This is a genomic window from Luteibacter anthropi, assembly GCF_023699965.1.
GTDB lineage: Bacteria > Pseudomonadota > Gammaproteobacteria > Xanthomonadales > Rhodanobacteraceae > Luteibacter > Luteibacter anthropi.
Genome location: NZ_CP077072.1, coordinates 483,432 through 497,166 on the forward strand (window position 1 = coordinate 483,432; position 13,735 = coordinate 497,166).

Annotated in this window: 12 protein-coding genes and 1 tRNA gene; 3 read left to right on the forward strand and 10 right to left on the reverse strand. The window is 65.9% G+C overall.

What is annotated here, in order from left to right; translation table 11 throughout:
- Positions 1-25: 25 nt before the first annotated feature.
- From KR767_RS02260 to KR767_RS02300, 9 genes are all read right to left on the reverse strand, one after another.
- On the reverse strand, positions 26-937 hold the full coding sequence (locus KR767_RS02260) for a LysR family transcriptional regulator (protein ID WP_250877958.1): 912 nt from the start codon (positions 935-937) through the stop codon (positions 26-28).
- A 662-nt stretch (positions 938-1,599) separates the two neighbouring features.
- Positions 1,600-2,691: a redox-regulated ATPase YchF gene (ychF, locus tag KR767_RS02265; protein ID WP_166951151.1), complete on the reverse strand. Its 1,092-nt coding sequence runs from the start codon at positions 2,689-2,691 to the stop codon at positions 1,600-1,602.
- Positions 2,692-2,778: 87 nt separating this feature from the next.
- Complete coding sequence (gene pth / locus KR767_RS02270) at positions 2,779-3,357, reverse strand: aminoacyl-tRNA hydrolase (protein ID WP_166951149.1); 579 nt, start codon at positions 3,355-3,357, stop codon at positions 2,779-2,781.
- Between the two features lie 51 nt (positions 3,358-3,408).
- A complete protein-coding gene (locus tag KR767_RS02275; RefSeq protein WP_166951147.1) occupies positions 3,409-4,044 on the reverse strand; it encodes a 50S ribosomal protein L25/general stress protein Ctc in 636 nt (211 codons plus the stop codon).
- A gap of 81 nt (positions 4,045-4,125) precedes the next feature.
- Positions 4,126-5,064 carry a ribose-phosphate diphosphokinase gene (locus KR767_RS02280; RefSeq protein ID WP_166951398.1) on the reverse strand — a complete coding sequence of 313 codons (939 nt, stop codon included), beginning with the start codon at positions 5,062-5,064 and terminating at the stop codon, positions 4,126-4,128.
- Positions 5,065-5,134: 70 nt separating this feature from the next.
- A tRNA-Gln gene (locus KR767_RS02285) sits at positions 5,135-5,211 on the reverse strand.
- 63 nt (positions 5,212-5,274) lie between these two features.
- Entirely contained in the window at positions 5,275-6,663 is a 1,389-nt protein-coding gene (gene ispE / locus KR767_RS02290; RefSeq protein ID WP_250877959.1) for a 4-(cytidine 5'-diphospho)-2-C-methyl-D-erythritol kinase, read from the reverse strand.
- Between the two features lie 163 nt (positions 6,664-6,826).
- Complete coding sequence (lolB, locus tag KR767_RS02295; RefSeq protein ID WP_250877960.1) at positions 6,827-7,438, reverse strand: lipoprotein insertase outer membrane protein LolB; 612 nt, start codon at positions 7,436-7,438, stop codon at positions 6,827-6,829.
- A gap of 120 nt (positions 7,439-7,558) precedes the next feature.
- Entirely contained in the window at positions 7,559-9,235 is a 1,677-nt protein-coding gene (locus KR767_RS02300; protein ID WP_250877961.1) for a tetratricopeptide repeat protein, read from the reverse strand.
- A 176-nt stretch (positions 9,236-9,411) separates the two neighbouring features.
- Between KR767_RS02300 and hemA the strand changes: the two genes are divergently transcribed.
- The 3 genes from hemA (at position 9,412) to ppk2 (ending at position 12,891) form a co-directional block, all read left to right on the forward strand.
- Positions 9,412-10,683 carry a glutamyl-tRNA reductase gene (gene hemA, locus KR767_RS02305; protein WP_250877962.1) on the forward strand — a complete coding sequence of 424 codons (1,272 nt, stop codon included), beginning with the start codon at positions 9,412-9,414 and terminating at the stop codon, positions 10,681-10,683.
- A 31-nt stretch (positions 10,684-10,714) separates the two neighbouring features.
- Positions 10,715-11,797, forward strand: a complete 1,083-nt coding sequence (gene prfA, locus KR767_RS02310) for a peptide chain release factor 1 (protein ID WP_166951136.1) — start codon at positions 10,715-10,717, stop codon at positions 11,795-11,797.
- A 320-nt stretch (positions 11,798-12,117) separates the two neighbouring features.
- The gene (ppk2, locus tag KR767_RS02315; RefSeq protein WP_250877963.1) at positions 12,118-12,891 is read left to right on the forward strand and encodes a polyphosphate kinase 2; all 774 of its coding nucleotides are present in this window, start codon (positions 12,118-12,120) and stop codon (positions 12,889-12,891) included.
- On the opposite strand, the gene KR767_RS02320 is transcribed toward ppk2, so the two are convergent.
- Positions 12,885-13,724, reverse strand: coding sequence for a cytochrome c oxidase assembly protein (locus KR767_RS02320; RefSeq protein ID WP_425602716.1), 840 nt, complete (start codon positions 13,722-13,724; stop codon positions 12,885-12,887). The genes ppk2 and KR767_RS02320 overlap by 7 nt on opposite strands.
- Positions 13,725-13,735: the final 11 nt, after the last annotated feature.

Here is a 13,735-nt window from a genome sequence, read left to right on the forward strand (position 1 = left end):
TTCAAGGGACAAATTCATCTTTTACTCACTTGTCCAACCACGTGTCACGATGAATCTCCATCAGTCGTTCAGCGTTTTCGGAAAGATGTGTTTTGCGCCATATGAAATGGATTTCCGACCGCCCCGCCTCGCCCAGGGCATGCGCACGCACCTGCTGGTGACCCGGCAACGTCGACAGCACGGAACGCGGTATCCATGCCGCGCCCATGCCCGCCGTCACGCAGGCAAGCATCGTGTGGTAAGAGCCGATTTCCACCACCGGAAGAAGCTGACGCCCGGACGCTTCGAGCCACGCATCCACGCGATAGCGAAACGAACTGTCATGTCGAAAACCATACAGCTCGTTGCAACGCAGGTCGCGCGGTGAATCCACTGGCGGATGGCCGAATTCGGTAACAAGCACCACGTCATCCGTATAGGCCAGGCGACTGGCCAGCCCCATCGCGCTCACCGGCCCTTCGCCAAGCGCGATGTCGAGTGCGCCATCCGTCACCTGTTCGATCAACACATCGGATGCGCCACGCCGTACGTCCAGCTCCACGGAACGATGTCGCGAGCGGTAACGCCCGATGAGCGCCGGCATGAACGCCATCAGCGCCACGTCAACCGCCCCCACCACCAGCCGGCCACCCACCTCGCTCTTGCGCATGAGGTCCCGGGTGCTGTCGGCCAGGCCGACGATCCGCTGGGCATGTTCCAGCAGGCGTCGGCCGTCCGGCGAAAGGCTGAGTCGCTGTCGCTGCCGGAGAAACAGCGGGCAGCCGAGGTCTTGCTCCAGTTGCTGGATGCGGACGGTGATGCTCGATGGAACTTTATTCAGCGCGCGGGAAGCCCCGATCACCGACCCGGTCTCGGCTACCGCGCAAAATGCCCGGAGTTGGGATAGCTCCATATCATCATTCTCTTTTTGAGAATATTTGCAAATAAAAAATTCCATTTCAAGAATACCTCATTCCCCCTGTAGGAGCGTGCTTGCGCGCGACCGGATGAATCGAAACGGACGATGTTGTTCGCGATAACCGGTCGCGCGCAGGCGCGCTCCTACAGGGGTGCGATAGCCCAAAGGTTTTCCCACACGATCACCGTGAGATCGGCAGAGGCGGCGGGGGCGGCCCTTGGCGCGACTTGATGGAGGTGAGGGGAGTGGGCGGAAAAGGCCGCGAAGCGGGGCCGGCCAGGAAGGCCGGCCCTTTTCGCCGAGGCACGGAGGCAGAGTCGAAAAGCCCCGCACGCTCCCCGTGCCCGAAGGGGCGCAAGCCATCAAAACACTGAGCCGCGCAGCGGCTCCTCCTTTCCCGAGGGACACCGCAGGCCGGAGCGCCAAGGGCCGCCCCCGCCGCCTCGTGCGCCGCCACGCCTCACGCGCCGAGTGCGAGGCCGATAGGCGAGCCCTCCCTACGGAGCGAAACACCGCACGGGCTGGATTTCTACGGAGCGCAACATCGCCGATGCGTTCGGCTCCCGCACCTTCGGTAGGGAGGCAGCTTTATTCGGTGACGCCGGGTATCAAATGGTCGCGCGCAGGCGCGCTCCTACAGGAGGTGGAAACGAAAAGGCCGCGCGGGTGCGCGGCCTTTTTATTTTTCGTTTCCGGGAAGATCAGACGTTGAAGCGGAAGTGGAGCACGTCGCCTTCCTTGACGATGTAGTCCTTGCCTTCCAGGCGCAGGCGGCCGGCTTCCTTCGCGCCCTGCTCGCCCTTGAGCTTGATGTAGTCGTCGTAGGCGATGGTTTCGGCGCGGATGAAGCCGCGTTCGAAATCGGTGTGGATGACACCGGCGGCCTGCGGAGCCGTGGAGCCGGCGCGCAGCTGCCAGGCGCGGACTTCCTTCACGCCGGCGGTGAAGTAGGTCTGCAGGCCGAGCAGCTTGTAGCCGGCGCGGATCACGCGGTTGAGACCCGGCTCGTCGAGGCCGAGATCCTTCAGGAATTCGTCGCGATCGGCGTCTTCGAGCTGGGACATTTCCTCTTCGATGGCGGCGCACACCGGCACCACCTCGGCCCCCTCTTCCACGGCGCGGGCGCGCACCGCATCGAGGTGCGGGTTGTTCTCGAAGCCGTCTTCAGCCACGTTCGCGATGTACATCAGCGGCTTGAGCGTGATGAGGAACATGTCGCGGATGAGCGCCTTTTCATCGGCGTCCAGACCGGCGGTGCGGGCCGACTTGCCCTGGTCGAGCACGGCAGCCAGCTTTTCGAGCACCGGCTTGCGAGCCAGGGCTTCCTTGTCGTTGGCCTTGGCGGAGCGGGTGGCACGGTCGAGCGCCTTCAGCACGGACTCCAGGTCGGCCAGCGCCAGCTCGGTGTCGATGGTTTCGATGTCGGCGATCGGGTCGACCTTGTTCGCCACGTGGATGACGTTGCCGTCCTCGAAGCAACGCACGACGTGGGCGATGGCGTCCGTCTCGCGGATGTGCGCGAGGAACTTGTTGCCCAGGCCTTCACCCTTCGACGCACCGGCCACGAGGCCGGCGATGTCCACGAATTCCATCGTGGTCGGGATGATGCGTTCCGGCTTCACGATGGCCGCCAGCGCGTCCAGGCGCGGATCGGGCACGGGCACGATGCCGGTGTTGGGCTCGATCGTGCAGAACGGGAAGTTGGCGGCCGCGATGCCCGCCTTGGTCAGTGCATTGAACAGGGTGGACTTGCCGACGTTAGGCAGGCCGACGATGCCGCATTTGATACCCATGGGGCGATGCTCTCGATTCTTCGCAATAGTCGTTGGCTTACGGAGCTTGGCCCTGTAAGTCGGGCCGTCGGCCCTGTAACCCGGCCGCTAGGCGGCCGTATGCAGCCTTTTCATGGCTTCCTCGAACTTGCCCGACAGCGCCAGCGGCAGCACGTCGAAGGCACGCCCGATACCGATCATGATGGCGTCCTCGTCGGATGCGCTCGGGCGACCGAGCACCCACGGGGAAACCTTGTCCTTGTGCCCCGGGTGGCCGATGCCGACCCGCAGGCGATGGAACTTGCCATGGCCCAGGTGGGCCATGATGTCGCGCAATCCATTCTGGCCGCCGTGGCCACCATCGAACTTCATGCGGACGGTGCCGGGCGGGAGGTCCAGTTCGTCGTGGGCGACGAGGCACTCCTCCGGCGCGATCTTGTAGTAGCGCAGCGCCGAGGCAACGGCGATGCCGCTCTTGTTCATGAACGTGGCCGGCTTCAGCAGCCAGACGTTTTCGCCCCCGATGCGCAGCTTGCAGGTCTCGCCATGCAGCTTGCCGTCGAAGGCCCAGCGCTCGCCCTGATCCATGGCCAGGGCGTCGACACACCAGAACCCGGCATTGTGCCGGGTCCTGACGTATTCGGCCCCGGGGTTGCCGAGGCCGACGATGAGACGAATTGACGCCATGAGAAAAAACGGGAGCGGCCCGCCACGCCGTGGCGCGCGGGCCGCCGCCGATTACTTCTTCTCTTCGGCCGGAGCGTCGCCGCCTTCGGCAGCCGGATCGACTTCTTCCTGGATGGCGGCCACGGTCACGACGGCAACGTCGTGTTCCTTGCCCAGGCCCAGCTCAGGAATTTCCACGCCGGCCGGCAGCTTGATGTCGGACAGGTGGACGATGTCGCCGCCCTTGAGGGACGCGAGGTCGAGCTCGATGAACTCCGGGAGGTCCTTCGGCAGGCACGAGACGGTGATTTCCGTCAGGTTGTGCGAGATGACCAGACCGGCGGTCTTGCCGGCCGGGCTCTTTTCCTGGTTCAGGAAGTGGACCGGCACGGCAACGCGAACGGCTTCGTTCTCGTTCACGCGCTGGAAGTCCATGTGCAGCATGAGCTGCTTGAACGGGTGCTTCTGCCAGTCCTTGATCAGGACCTTCTGCAGCTTGCCGTCGACGGTCAGGTCGATCACCGACGAGTAGAACGACTCAAAGCGCGAGCCGAGCAGGATGTCGTTGTGAAGGACCTGGATCGCCTGGGGGGCTTCGCCCGCACCGTAAACGATCGCCGGCACGTGGCCCGCAATGCGAAGGCGGCGGCTCGCACCCTTCCCTTCGATCTTGCGGCTCGTGGCCGTGAGCTTGTGGTTGGTAGACATTGGTGTTGCCTCAAGTGAAACCGCCTCGCGGCGGCTTGTAAAAGACTCCCCCGCGACCAGGGGAGTCTGAAAAACGATGAATCAGTCGATGTAGAGCGAGCTCACCGATTCGCCGAAGGCGATGCGGCGGATCGTCTCTGCCAGCAGTTCCGCGACCGACAACTGACGGATTTTCGCACAGTTACGGGCGTTGTCGCGCAACGGCAGCGTATTGGTGACCACCAGCTGGTCGAGCTGGGAGGCTTCGAGGTTGTCGATGGCCGCGCCCGAGAGCACCGGATGGACGCAGTAGGCGACGACCTTGCGGGCGCCCTTTTCCTTCAGCGCGGCCGCCGCGGCGCAAAGCGTGCCGGCGGTGTCCACGATGTCGTCCACCAGGACGCAGGTCTTGCCTTCCACGTCACCGATGATGTTCATCACCGTGGCGACGTTCGCCCGGGGGCGGCGCTTGTCGATGATGGCCAGGTCGGCGTCGTCCAGGCGCTTGGCAAGCGCGCGGGCACGCACCACGCCACCCACGTCCGGGCTGACCACGATCAGGTCGTCCATGCTGTGGTGCCGCCAGATGTCGGCCAGCAGCACCGGCGAGGCGTACACGTTGTCGACCGGGATATCGAAGAAGCCCTGGATCTGGTCCGCGTGCAGGTCGATCGTGAGCACACGGTCGGCACCGGCCGTCTGGATCATCTTGGCGGCCAGCTTCGCCGTGATCGGCACGCGGGCCGAACGGGGGCGACGGTCCTGGCGGGCATAGCCGAAGTACGGCATCACCGCCGTGACGCTGCCGGCCGAGGCGCGCTTGAGCGCGTCCACCAGCACCAGCAGGTCGAACAGGTTCTCCGCACTGGGAGCGCCCGTCGGCTGGATGACGAAGACTTCCTGCTTGCGGACGTTTTCCTCGATTTCGATCTGGGCTTCGCCATCGCTGAAGCGCCCCACCAGGGCCTTGCCCAGCGGGATGCCCAGGCGGGCGGCAACATCGTCGGCGAGCGCGCGGTGCGCGTTGCCGGTGAACAGCATCGGGGTGGACGTATCCACGGGGGAACTCCTGGCGAGAGATGGGTTGGATCGGCTTTGCCACCGCGGACGGTGGCTGGGGCGGCAGGATTCGAACCTGCGCATGCGGGAATCAAAATCCCGTGCCTTAACCAGCTTGGCGACGCCCCAACAATTCTTCCGGCGAGCCGGTGGCCCACCATGGCTTGCCGCTGCCCGCGGCCCTTCCCGTCCTTACGACACGATATTCCCGGTGGCGAACCGGCTCCGCGCGACATGCAGCGGGGAAGGATCGACACCTGCCGCCACGTGGGCCGTGAAGCCCGCCGGACAGCGCGAAGCGACGGCCAGCGCCGCCTCGTGGGTTCTTGTTTCCAGGAAGACGCAACCGCCGCTACCGGACAGGCGGGCGTGGCCGAAGCCCGCCAGCCAGTCCAGCGCTGCAGCCACCCGCGGGTGACGCGCCCGGACGACAGGTTCGAAGGCGTTATCCGCCGTTTCCCCGGAAACAAAGGCCGAAATTGTCGCCCGAGGGGCGTTTCGTGTCAATTCGGGGTCAGCGAAGAGCGCGGCCGTGGGCACGTGCTCACGCAGGTCCAGCACCACGTACCAACGCCGTGGCAGGCGGATGGGGCTCAAGGCCTCGCCCACGCCTTCGGCCCAGGCGGAACGCCCGCGGATGAACACCGGCACATCGGCCCCCAGACGCAGGCCGAGGGCGGCCAGGGCATCTTCGTCCAGACCGGTATCCCACAGTTCGTTGAGACCGACGAGGACGCTGGCCGCGTCGGAGCTGCCACCACCGAGGCCGCCCCCCATGGGGATGCGCTTGGATATCTCGATCTCGGCGCCCAGGTGCGTGCCGGTGGTTTCGGCCAGCAGGCGGGCGGCGCGAATGGTCAGGTCGGTGTCTTCCGGCACGCCGTCAATCGCCTTCGGACGGGTGATCACTCCGTCTTTGCGGATGCGCAGGCGCACCTCGTCTCCCCAGTCGAGCAGGCGGAAGACGGTCTGGAGTTCGTGGTAGCCATTGGGCAGCCGGCCGACGATGCGCAGGAACAGGTTGAGCTTGGCCGGGGCCGGCCAGAGGGTCCAGTCGTCGCGAGTCAGCGGCGCCAGCTCGCGGCTCATGAAGACGCGCAGGTGGTCGGGGAACCCGTTCTCACGGTCGCGGGCCAGGGCTTCGGCGAACCCGGGGGCGTGCTTGTCCACCTCGACGAAGCCATGCTTTGCGTAGAACGGTGCATTCCAGGGCACATCGGCGAGGGTGCCGAGGTCAACGCGGCGATAGCCGGCCTCGCGCGCCCATGCACAGGCATGTTCGAGCAGGGCCGCGCCGATGCCTTTGCCGCCATGCGAGGGCAGCACGTCGATTTCGGCGATGCCGATGGCATCGCGGGTGCTTTCCGTATCCAGGCAGACGAAGCCGACCACCTCGTCATCGACCACCGCTACCCAGACCAGTCCCCGGGCGATGAGACCATGGACGACATCGGTCGGCAGCGATACGGCGGAATACGCAGACCAGGCGACGTGCCCGCGGAAGAGTTCGACCGCCGCGCGCTCGATCGCGCAAATGCGCTCGACATCGTCGGGGCGGGCGCGCTCGATGGTGAAATGCATGGTGTACCCCGACGCAGGTAAACGCGAAATTGTAGGAGCGCGCCTTGCGCGCGACCAGCGGATGGGCTGTGAGGGGGCGTACGGTACGGACGGGTTGAAGATCAGATTCGACGTTGCGATCCAGCCGGTCGCGCGCGAGGCGCGATCCTACAGTCTGGGGGCGTTATTGGCCCAGTTTCCAGTCTTCGATGGAAAGGCGGACCTTGTAGGGGGGCTTTTCCGCGAAGACCTTGGTCGGCATCGCCGGCTGGCGGGTGGTGTCCCATTGCTTGTAGTCGACGGTCCAGCCGTCCTGCGCCAGTCGCGAGGGCAACGCATCGGCGCCAAAGGCGATATCCGCCGGGCCGGCGTCGGCACGCAGGCCGAGCACCCAGCGCCTGAGCTCCACCATCGGGATCTGCCAGCCCACGGCCTTGGCCATCAAGGTCTCGGCATCCGGACCCTGGCGCGGGCCGCCGTCGAGGCCATCGAGCTGAGCGCCCTCGGGGCCGCCGGAGAGCCGGAAGCTGCGGCCCGTGACGGGTGCCCGTACAGTGAATTCATAACGATCGCCGTCCTGATGCCAGGTCAGGCTACCCGAGCCGGAATCCTTGCCGTCGGACACCGACAGACGCCCCTGGATCGTCCAGTGCGTGGTATCGGCCAGCGTACGCTCACGATCTTCCTGCATGCCAAGCGTGATGGCATCGCCGGGCTGATGTACCGGACCGCGGGTGGTGGCGCAGGCGGCGAGCAAGAGCGTTGCCAGGATCGGAATGGAACGAAGACGGGTCATGCGGAATCCATGCATATGGCTTTTTGTAGGAGCGCGCCTTGCGCGCGACCGGTTGTCGCGAAGCAATGATTGCTTCGCCACTTCCGGTCGCGCGCAAGGCGCGCTCCTACAAGGACGGTATCAGGGGCGGAGTTTCTTTTCGGTTTTTTCGAGCGAGGCGTTTTTTGGATCGATGCGGCGCACTTCGTTCAGCACCTTGCGGGCTTCGTCGTGTTCGCCGCGCGTCCACAGCACCTCGGCCAGGTGGACGCCGATATCGGCATCCTTGCGGCTGGCCCATGCACCGCGCAGCACGCTCTCGGCCTGGTCGAGCTGGCCCTGGCGGAACTTGAGCCAGCCCCACGAATCGGCCACGGACGGATCGTCGGGTCGCGCGCTTCGCGCCGTCTGGATGAGGTTCTGCGCTTCGCCGAGATCGCGACCGGCATCGGCCAGCGTGTAGCCGAGGGCGTTGCTGGTTTCGATGTCGCCCGGCTTGATCTCCAGCACCTTGCGGAAATCGGCCACCGCCTGGTCGGTCTTGCCGGCCTCTGCGTAAGCCAGGCCGCGGCCGTAGAGCATTTCCGCATCGTCGGGCTTCACGCGCAGGGCCTTGTCGTATGAGGACACGGCAGCGGCGTAGTTGCCTGCATCCATGTACAGCTCGGCGTCCACGGCGAAGGCCTTGCGCAGCGCTTCCGGGCGATCGGCATACGTCGTCTGCAGGTCGGCCACCACTTCGTGCGCGTCGTTGTCCTTGCCCTGCTGGTGCAGGATCACGGCGCTACGTACGGATGCATCGAAAGCGCGCGGATCGTCATCGCCCACGGCGGCATACCAGTCCAGTGCGTCTTCTTTCTGATCGAGGATTTCGGCGAGCTGGCCCAGGATGAAGGCATTGTCGGCCTGCACATCGTCGGACTGGCGACGGATCTCGTCGTAGAGACGCTTCAGTGCTGCCTTGTCCTGGGCGCGGGCAGCCAGGGTCATCCGCATGGTGTAGGTGTCGCTGTCCTGCGCACCGGAGGCCAGCACCTTCGCCGCCGTCTTCTCGTCACCGCCCTGCGCCAGGATCGTGGCGTAGGCCAGGCGCAGGTGGGTGTTCTTCGGGTCCTTCTCGATGGCCTTGGCGAAAAGCTTCTTCGCTCCCTCGCGATCACCGGCCTTGTACTTCTGCTGGGCGGTCCACGCATAGGTATTGGCGTCGTGGAAACGGCCCTGGGCCAGCTCGCCGATATGCCGGGCGTAGTCGTGCCGCCCGAAGCTCTCGCCCAGCTCGCTCATGGCCATCCAGGCCACCGAATCGTTCGGCAGGCGCTGGGGCGTGGCGATGCGTTCGAGCAGCATGCCGGCCTGGGCCTGGTCGCGGCCCATGGCCAGCGTCCGGCCGAATTCACGCCAGGCGTTGGGATCACCCGTGGCAACCATGGCATTGAGCTGGCGCTCGGCCTCGGCCGTGTCGCCTCGGTCGAGGGCCATGCGCGCCCTGCCCTCGGCAAGATCCAGCGGCTTTGCTCCCAGCGCCGCCCAGCGGTCAAGGGCCTGGGCAGCAGCCGTCTGGTCGTGGATCGCCAGGGCCAGTTCGGTCGCCCGTGCGGCCACGGCCGGATCGTTGCTGATGGCCGCCGCGTTGCCGTAAGCCGTCGCAGCGGCCTTGAGATCATTGTTGGCGATGGCGAAGTCGCCCGCCATCAGCTGCGCCTGGAGATCGCGCTCGGGCGGCACGATGGCCACCTGAAGCCGGTCGAGGGGCTGCACCCCGGTGCGTACGGCCCTGGGCTGTTCCGGCCGGGTGGTGGTGGCCGCACAACCGGCCAAGGCTGCGGCTAGCGCAGAAAGGGCCACAAAATGCCGCACTTGCTTGAACTTGGACCGACCGCTCAGCACACTAGTCTCCGTCGTTTTCCATCGGCCTCGCCTACATGCGGGGGCCTCATGGGCGCACAATGCGCTCTTAGCTTAGCCGACGCCACCGACACCGACTCACGCCCGTCATGCCACTCATCGCCCTCGGGCTCAATCACCTCACCGCGCCGGTCAGCCTGCGCGAGCAGGTGGCGTTCGACGCCTCGGCGGCGCCCGAGGCGTTGGGTGATCTCGCACGCCAGCCTGGCGTGGAAGAAGCGATGATCCTCTCCACCTGCAACCGTACCGAGCTGTATGTGAGCGTGGCGGAAGGCTTCGAGGGCGTACCCGGACAATGGCTGTCGCATCAGCACCGGTTGACCCCGCAACGGCTCGATGAGTTCCTCTACCGGCACGACGAACAGGATGCCGTGCGGCATATGTTCCGCGTGGCGACCGGGCTGGACTCGATGGTACTGGGCGAGCCGCAGATCCTGGGTCAGGTAAAGGACGCCTACCAGCAGGCACGCAGCGCCCAGGTGCTGAAGGCACCGATGGAGCGCCTGCTCCAGCACACCTTCGCCGTGGCCAAGCGCGTGCGCACGGATACCCGCATCGGCGCGCACACCGTCTCGGTGGCCTACACCGCCGTGCGTCTGGCCGAGCAGGTATTCACCGATCTGCGCCAGGCCTGCGTGCTGCTGATCGGCGCTGGCGAAACGATCGAGCTGGCCGCCAAGCACCTGGTGGACAAGCAGGTACGCCGCCTGATCGTCGCCAACCGCACACTGGAAAACGCCCAGGAGCTGGCCGGCCGCTATGGCGCCTATGCCATCGCCCTGTCCGACCTGCCCCGGCATCTGGCCGAGGCCGACATCGTCATCAGCTCCACCGCCTCGCGCCTGCCCGTGGTCACGCGCGGCATGGTCGCCGACGCCATCGCGCAACGCCGCCGCCGGCCCATGTTCATGGTGGACATCGCCGTGCCGCGCGACATCGAGGCGGAAGTGGCCCAGTTGGACGACGTATACCTTTACGGCATCGACGACCTGAAACAGGTCATCGATGAAAACCGGCGCTCGCGAGAAATGGCCGCCCGCGAAGCCGACGCCATCATCGACCTCCAGGTCGAGCGCTACATGGCCTGGCGTCGCGCCCTCACCCTGCGCAACCCGGCGGTGGACATGCGCAGCGCGGCCGAAGCCCATCGCGACGAGGTGCTGGCCAAGGCCCAGGCCATGCTGGCCAGGGGCCGCCCGGCCGAGGAGGCCCTGGCCTTCCTCGCCAACACGCTCACCAACAAGCTGCTGCATACCCCCAGCGCACGTCTGCGCGATGCCGCACTCTCGGGCGACCTCGACCTCCTCCACGCCGCCGGCCGCCTCTACGGACTGGACCCGGACGACGAGGTTTCCGCATGATGTGCGGCTATTGCCGAACCTCGTGCACCGAATGACCCCGTCGATCCGCCGCAAACTCGAAGCCCTCGCCGAACGCCACGAAGAAGTGGGCATCCTGCTCGCCCAGCCCGACGTACTGGCCGATGGCAACCGCTTCCGCGATCTTTCGCGCGAATACGCCCAGCTGGAACCCGTGGCGGCTTCGCTGAAGGAGCACGACGACGCCGAGCGCGAACTGGCAGACACCCGCGCCATGCTCGACGACCCGGACATGCGCGAGATGGCGGCCGACGACATCGAGCGTATCGAGGCACGCCTCGTCGACCTCGATGCCGAGCTGCAGATCCTGCTGCTGCCGAAAGACCCGCGTGACGAGGGCAACCTGTTCCTCGAAGTGCGCGCCGGCACGGGCGGCGACGAGGCGGCGATCTTCGCCGGTGACCTGTTCCGCATGTACGCGCGCTATGCCGAACGCCAGCGCTGGCACGTGGAAATCCTCAACGCGAATGACGGCGAGCACGGTGGCTACAAGGAAATCGTGGCCCGCGTGGAAGGCCGTGGCGCCTATTCGCGGCTGAAGTTCGAATCTGGCACCCATCGTGTGCAGCGCGTGCCGGAAACCGAGTCGCAGGGCCGCATCCACACCTCGGCAGCCACCGTGGCGATCCTGCCCGAGCAGGATGAAGTGAACGATATCGAGATCCGCGACGCCGACCTGAAGGTGGATACTTTCCGTGCTTCGGGTGCCGGCGGCCAGCACGTGAACAAGACCGACTCGGCCATCCGCATCACCCACCTGCCCACGGGCACGGTGGTGGAATGCCAGGACGAGCGCAGCCAGCACAAGAACCGTGCGCGGGCGATGAGCCTGCTGAAGGCGCGCCTGCTCGATGCCGAGCGCAGCAAGCTGAGCGCTGCGCAGGCCGAATCCCGCCGTCTCCAGGTGGGCTCGGGCGACCGTAGCCAGCGCATCCGCACGTACAACTTCCCGCAGGGGCGTATCACCGACCACCGCATCAACCTCACGCTGTACCGGCTGACCGAGGTGATGCAGGGGGATCTGGACGAACTGGTGGACACCCTCACCCGCGAGAACCAGGCAGATGAGTTGCAGTCGTTGACTGCCGGGGGGTGAGGGTTCCGGCCGCCCGCGGCGGTGTGGAGTGCCCTGGTTTCTACGGTCGCGCGCAGGCGCGCTCCTACACATTCGCCCTGTAGAACCGCGCCTCGCCCAGAACCAACGCAACCCTGTAGGAGCGCGCCTCGCGCGCGACCCGCCCAGAACCGAAGTAACCCTGTAGGAGCGCGCCTTGCGCGCGACCGGTACAAACCGCCCCGCCCCGAATCAAAACACCGCCTGCAACAGCGCGCCTCGCGCGCGACCGTTTCCTGCGGGCACGCCACCGTGACGGGGACTGCGGCATAGTGACGGCTACCTTCCAAGGAACCCGTCCCATGGGCAAGAAGAAAAAAGCCTACGACCACGCCCTCGAAGACCTCCAGATCGAACTGGTCGGCCTCACCCGATGGCTGCGCAGCACGGGCAAGCGCATGGTGGTGATCTTCGAAGGCCGCGACGCGGCCGGCAAGGGTGGCACCATCAAGGCCATCACCGACAAGCTCGACACCCGCGCCGCGCGCGTCGTGGCCCTGGGCAAGCCTTCGCAGACCGAAGAAAGCCAGTGGTACTTCCAGCGCTACGTGCCCCACCTGCCTGCCGCCGGCGAGCTCGTGCTGTTCGATCGCAGCTGGTACAACCGCGCCATCATCGAGCCCGCCATGGGCTTCTGCACGCCGGAACAGTACGAATCCTTCATGAAGGCCTGCCCTGCCTTCGAGAAACTGCTCACCGACGACGGCATCCTGCTCTTCAAATACTGGCTCACCGTCGACCAGGGCATCCAGGAAGAACGCTTCGCCGAGCGCGCGGAAGATCCGCTGAAACGCTGGAAGCTCTCGCCGGTGGACCTCAAGGGCCGCGAGAAATACGGCGAGATGAGCGACCTGCGCGACACCATGGTTGCCCGCACGCACTCCCACCACGCGCCCTGGTTCATCGCCGACTACAACGACCAGAAGGTCGGTCGCCTCAACCTCATCCGCCACCTGCTCGACCAGGTGCCCGACGTGCTCTGCCCGCAGCCGGAGATCGACCTGCCGCCGCTGGACGCCAAGCCGAAGCGCGACAAGGTGAAAGTGAAGGCGGAAAAGGTGCCGAAGGCCTACTGACGCGCCACGGCGACCCGACGGGGCGGCGGTCGCTTCGGCAGCCGCCCCAGGCGCGACAGGCGCAGCCACTGGCGCATCGCCAGCAGGCCCCCCGCCGTCTCGATCATGGCCGCCGGCACCCACATGATGACGCCACCGATCAGCTGGCCGGTGAGCACGTTCATGGTGAAAGCGCGTCCGCAGATCTCGAAGATCGGATAAAGATCGGTACGCGAAAAGGTAACGATGGCCCCTGCCACGATCTGCGGCGTCATCGTGAGGGCGGGAGACAGCACGCGGATGCCGGGCGACATGCGCCCCGGCGGCCTGGGACGGTGATCCAGCACCAGCCACCAGTAGGCCAGGCCCGACAGGATCATCGACCAGTTCATGGCGCGATAGATGCGCCAGTCCAGCATGGCCAGCGTCTGCAGGTCGGGCACCAGCCAGACCAGGATCAACGCCACGAAGGACAACGTGACGAAGGCCGGATTGAGCAGCACCGCGTTCGCGATGCGCACGGGCAGCGAGCGACCCAGGCGGCGCAGGCGAACCCTCCACGACAACGGCAGTCCAGCCCGCAGCACCGTGCCCGGGTACGAAGCGATGATGAACAGTGGTGCGAGATGATGCAGCAGCACCTGCTGGATGCGGTGCATGAAGAACTCATGCTCGGCGTAATAATCGAAATACGTGTGCAGCGACACGTAGACCATCGCCATGCCCACGCAGAACGCCGCCTGTCGCGCGATCGGCACCCTGAGACGCCGCGAGCCCGCGACATACAGGAAGGCGGCCGCCAGAAAGCAGAACAGGAACACCCAGGAAAACTCCCAGGGCACGATCCACTTCATGAGGCCGCCAC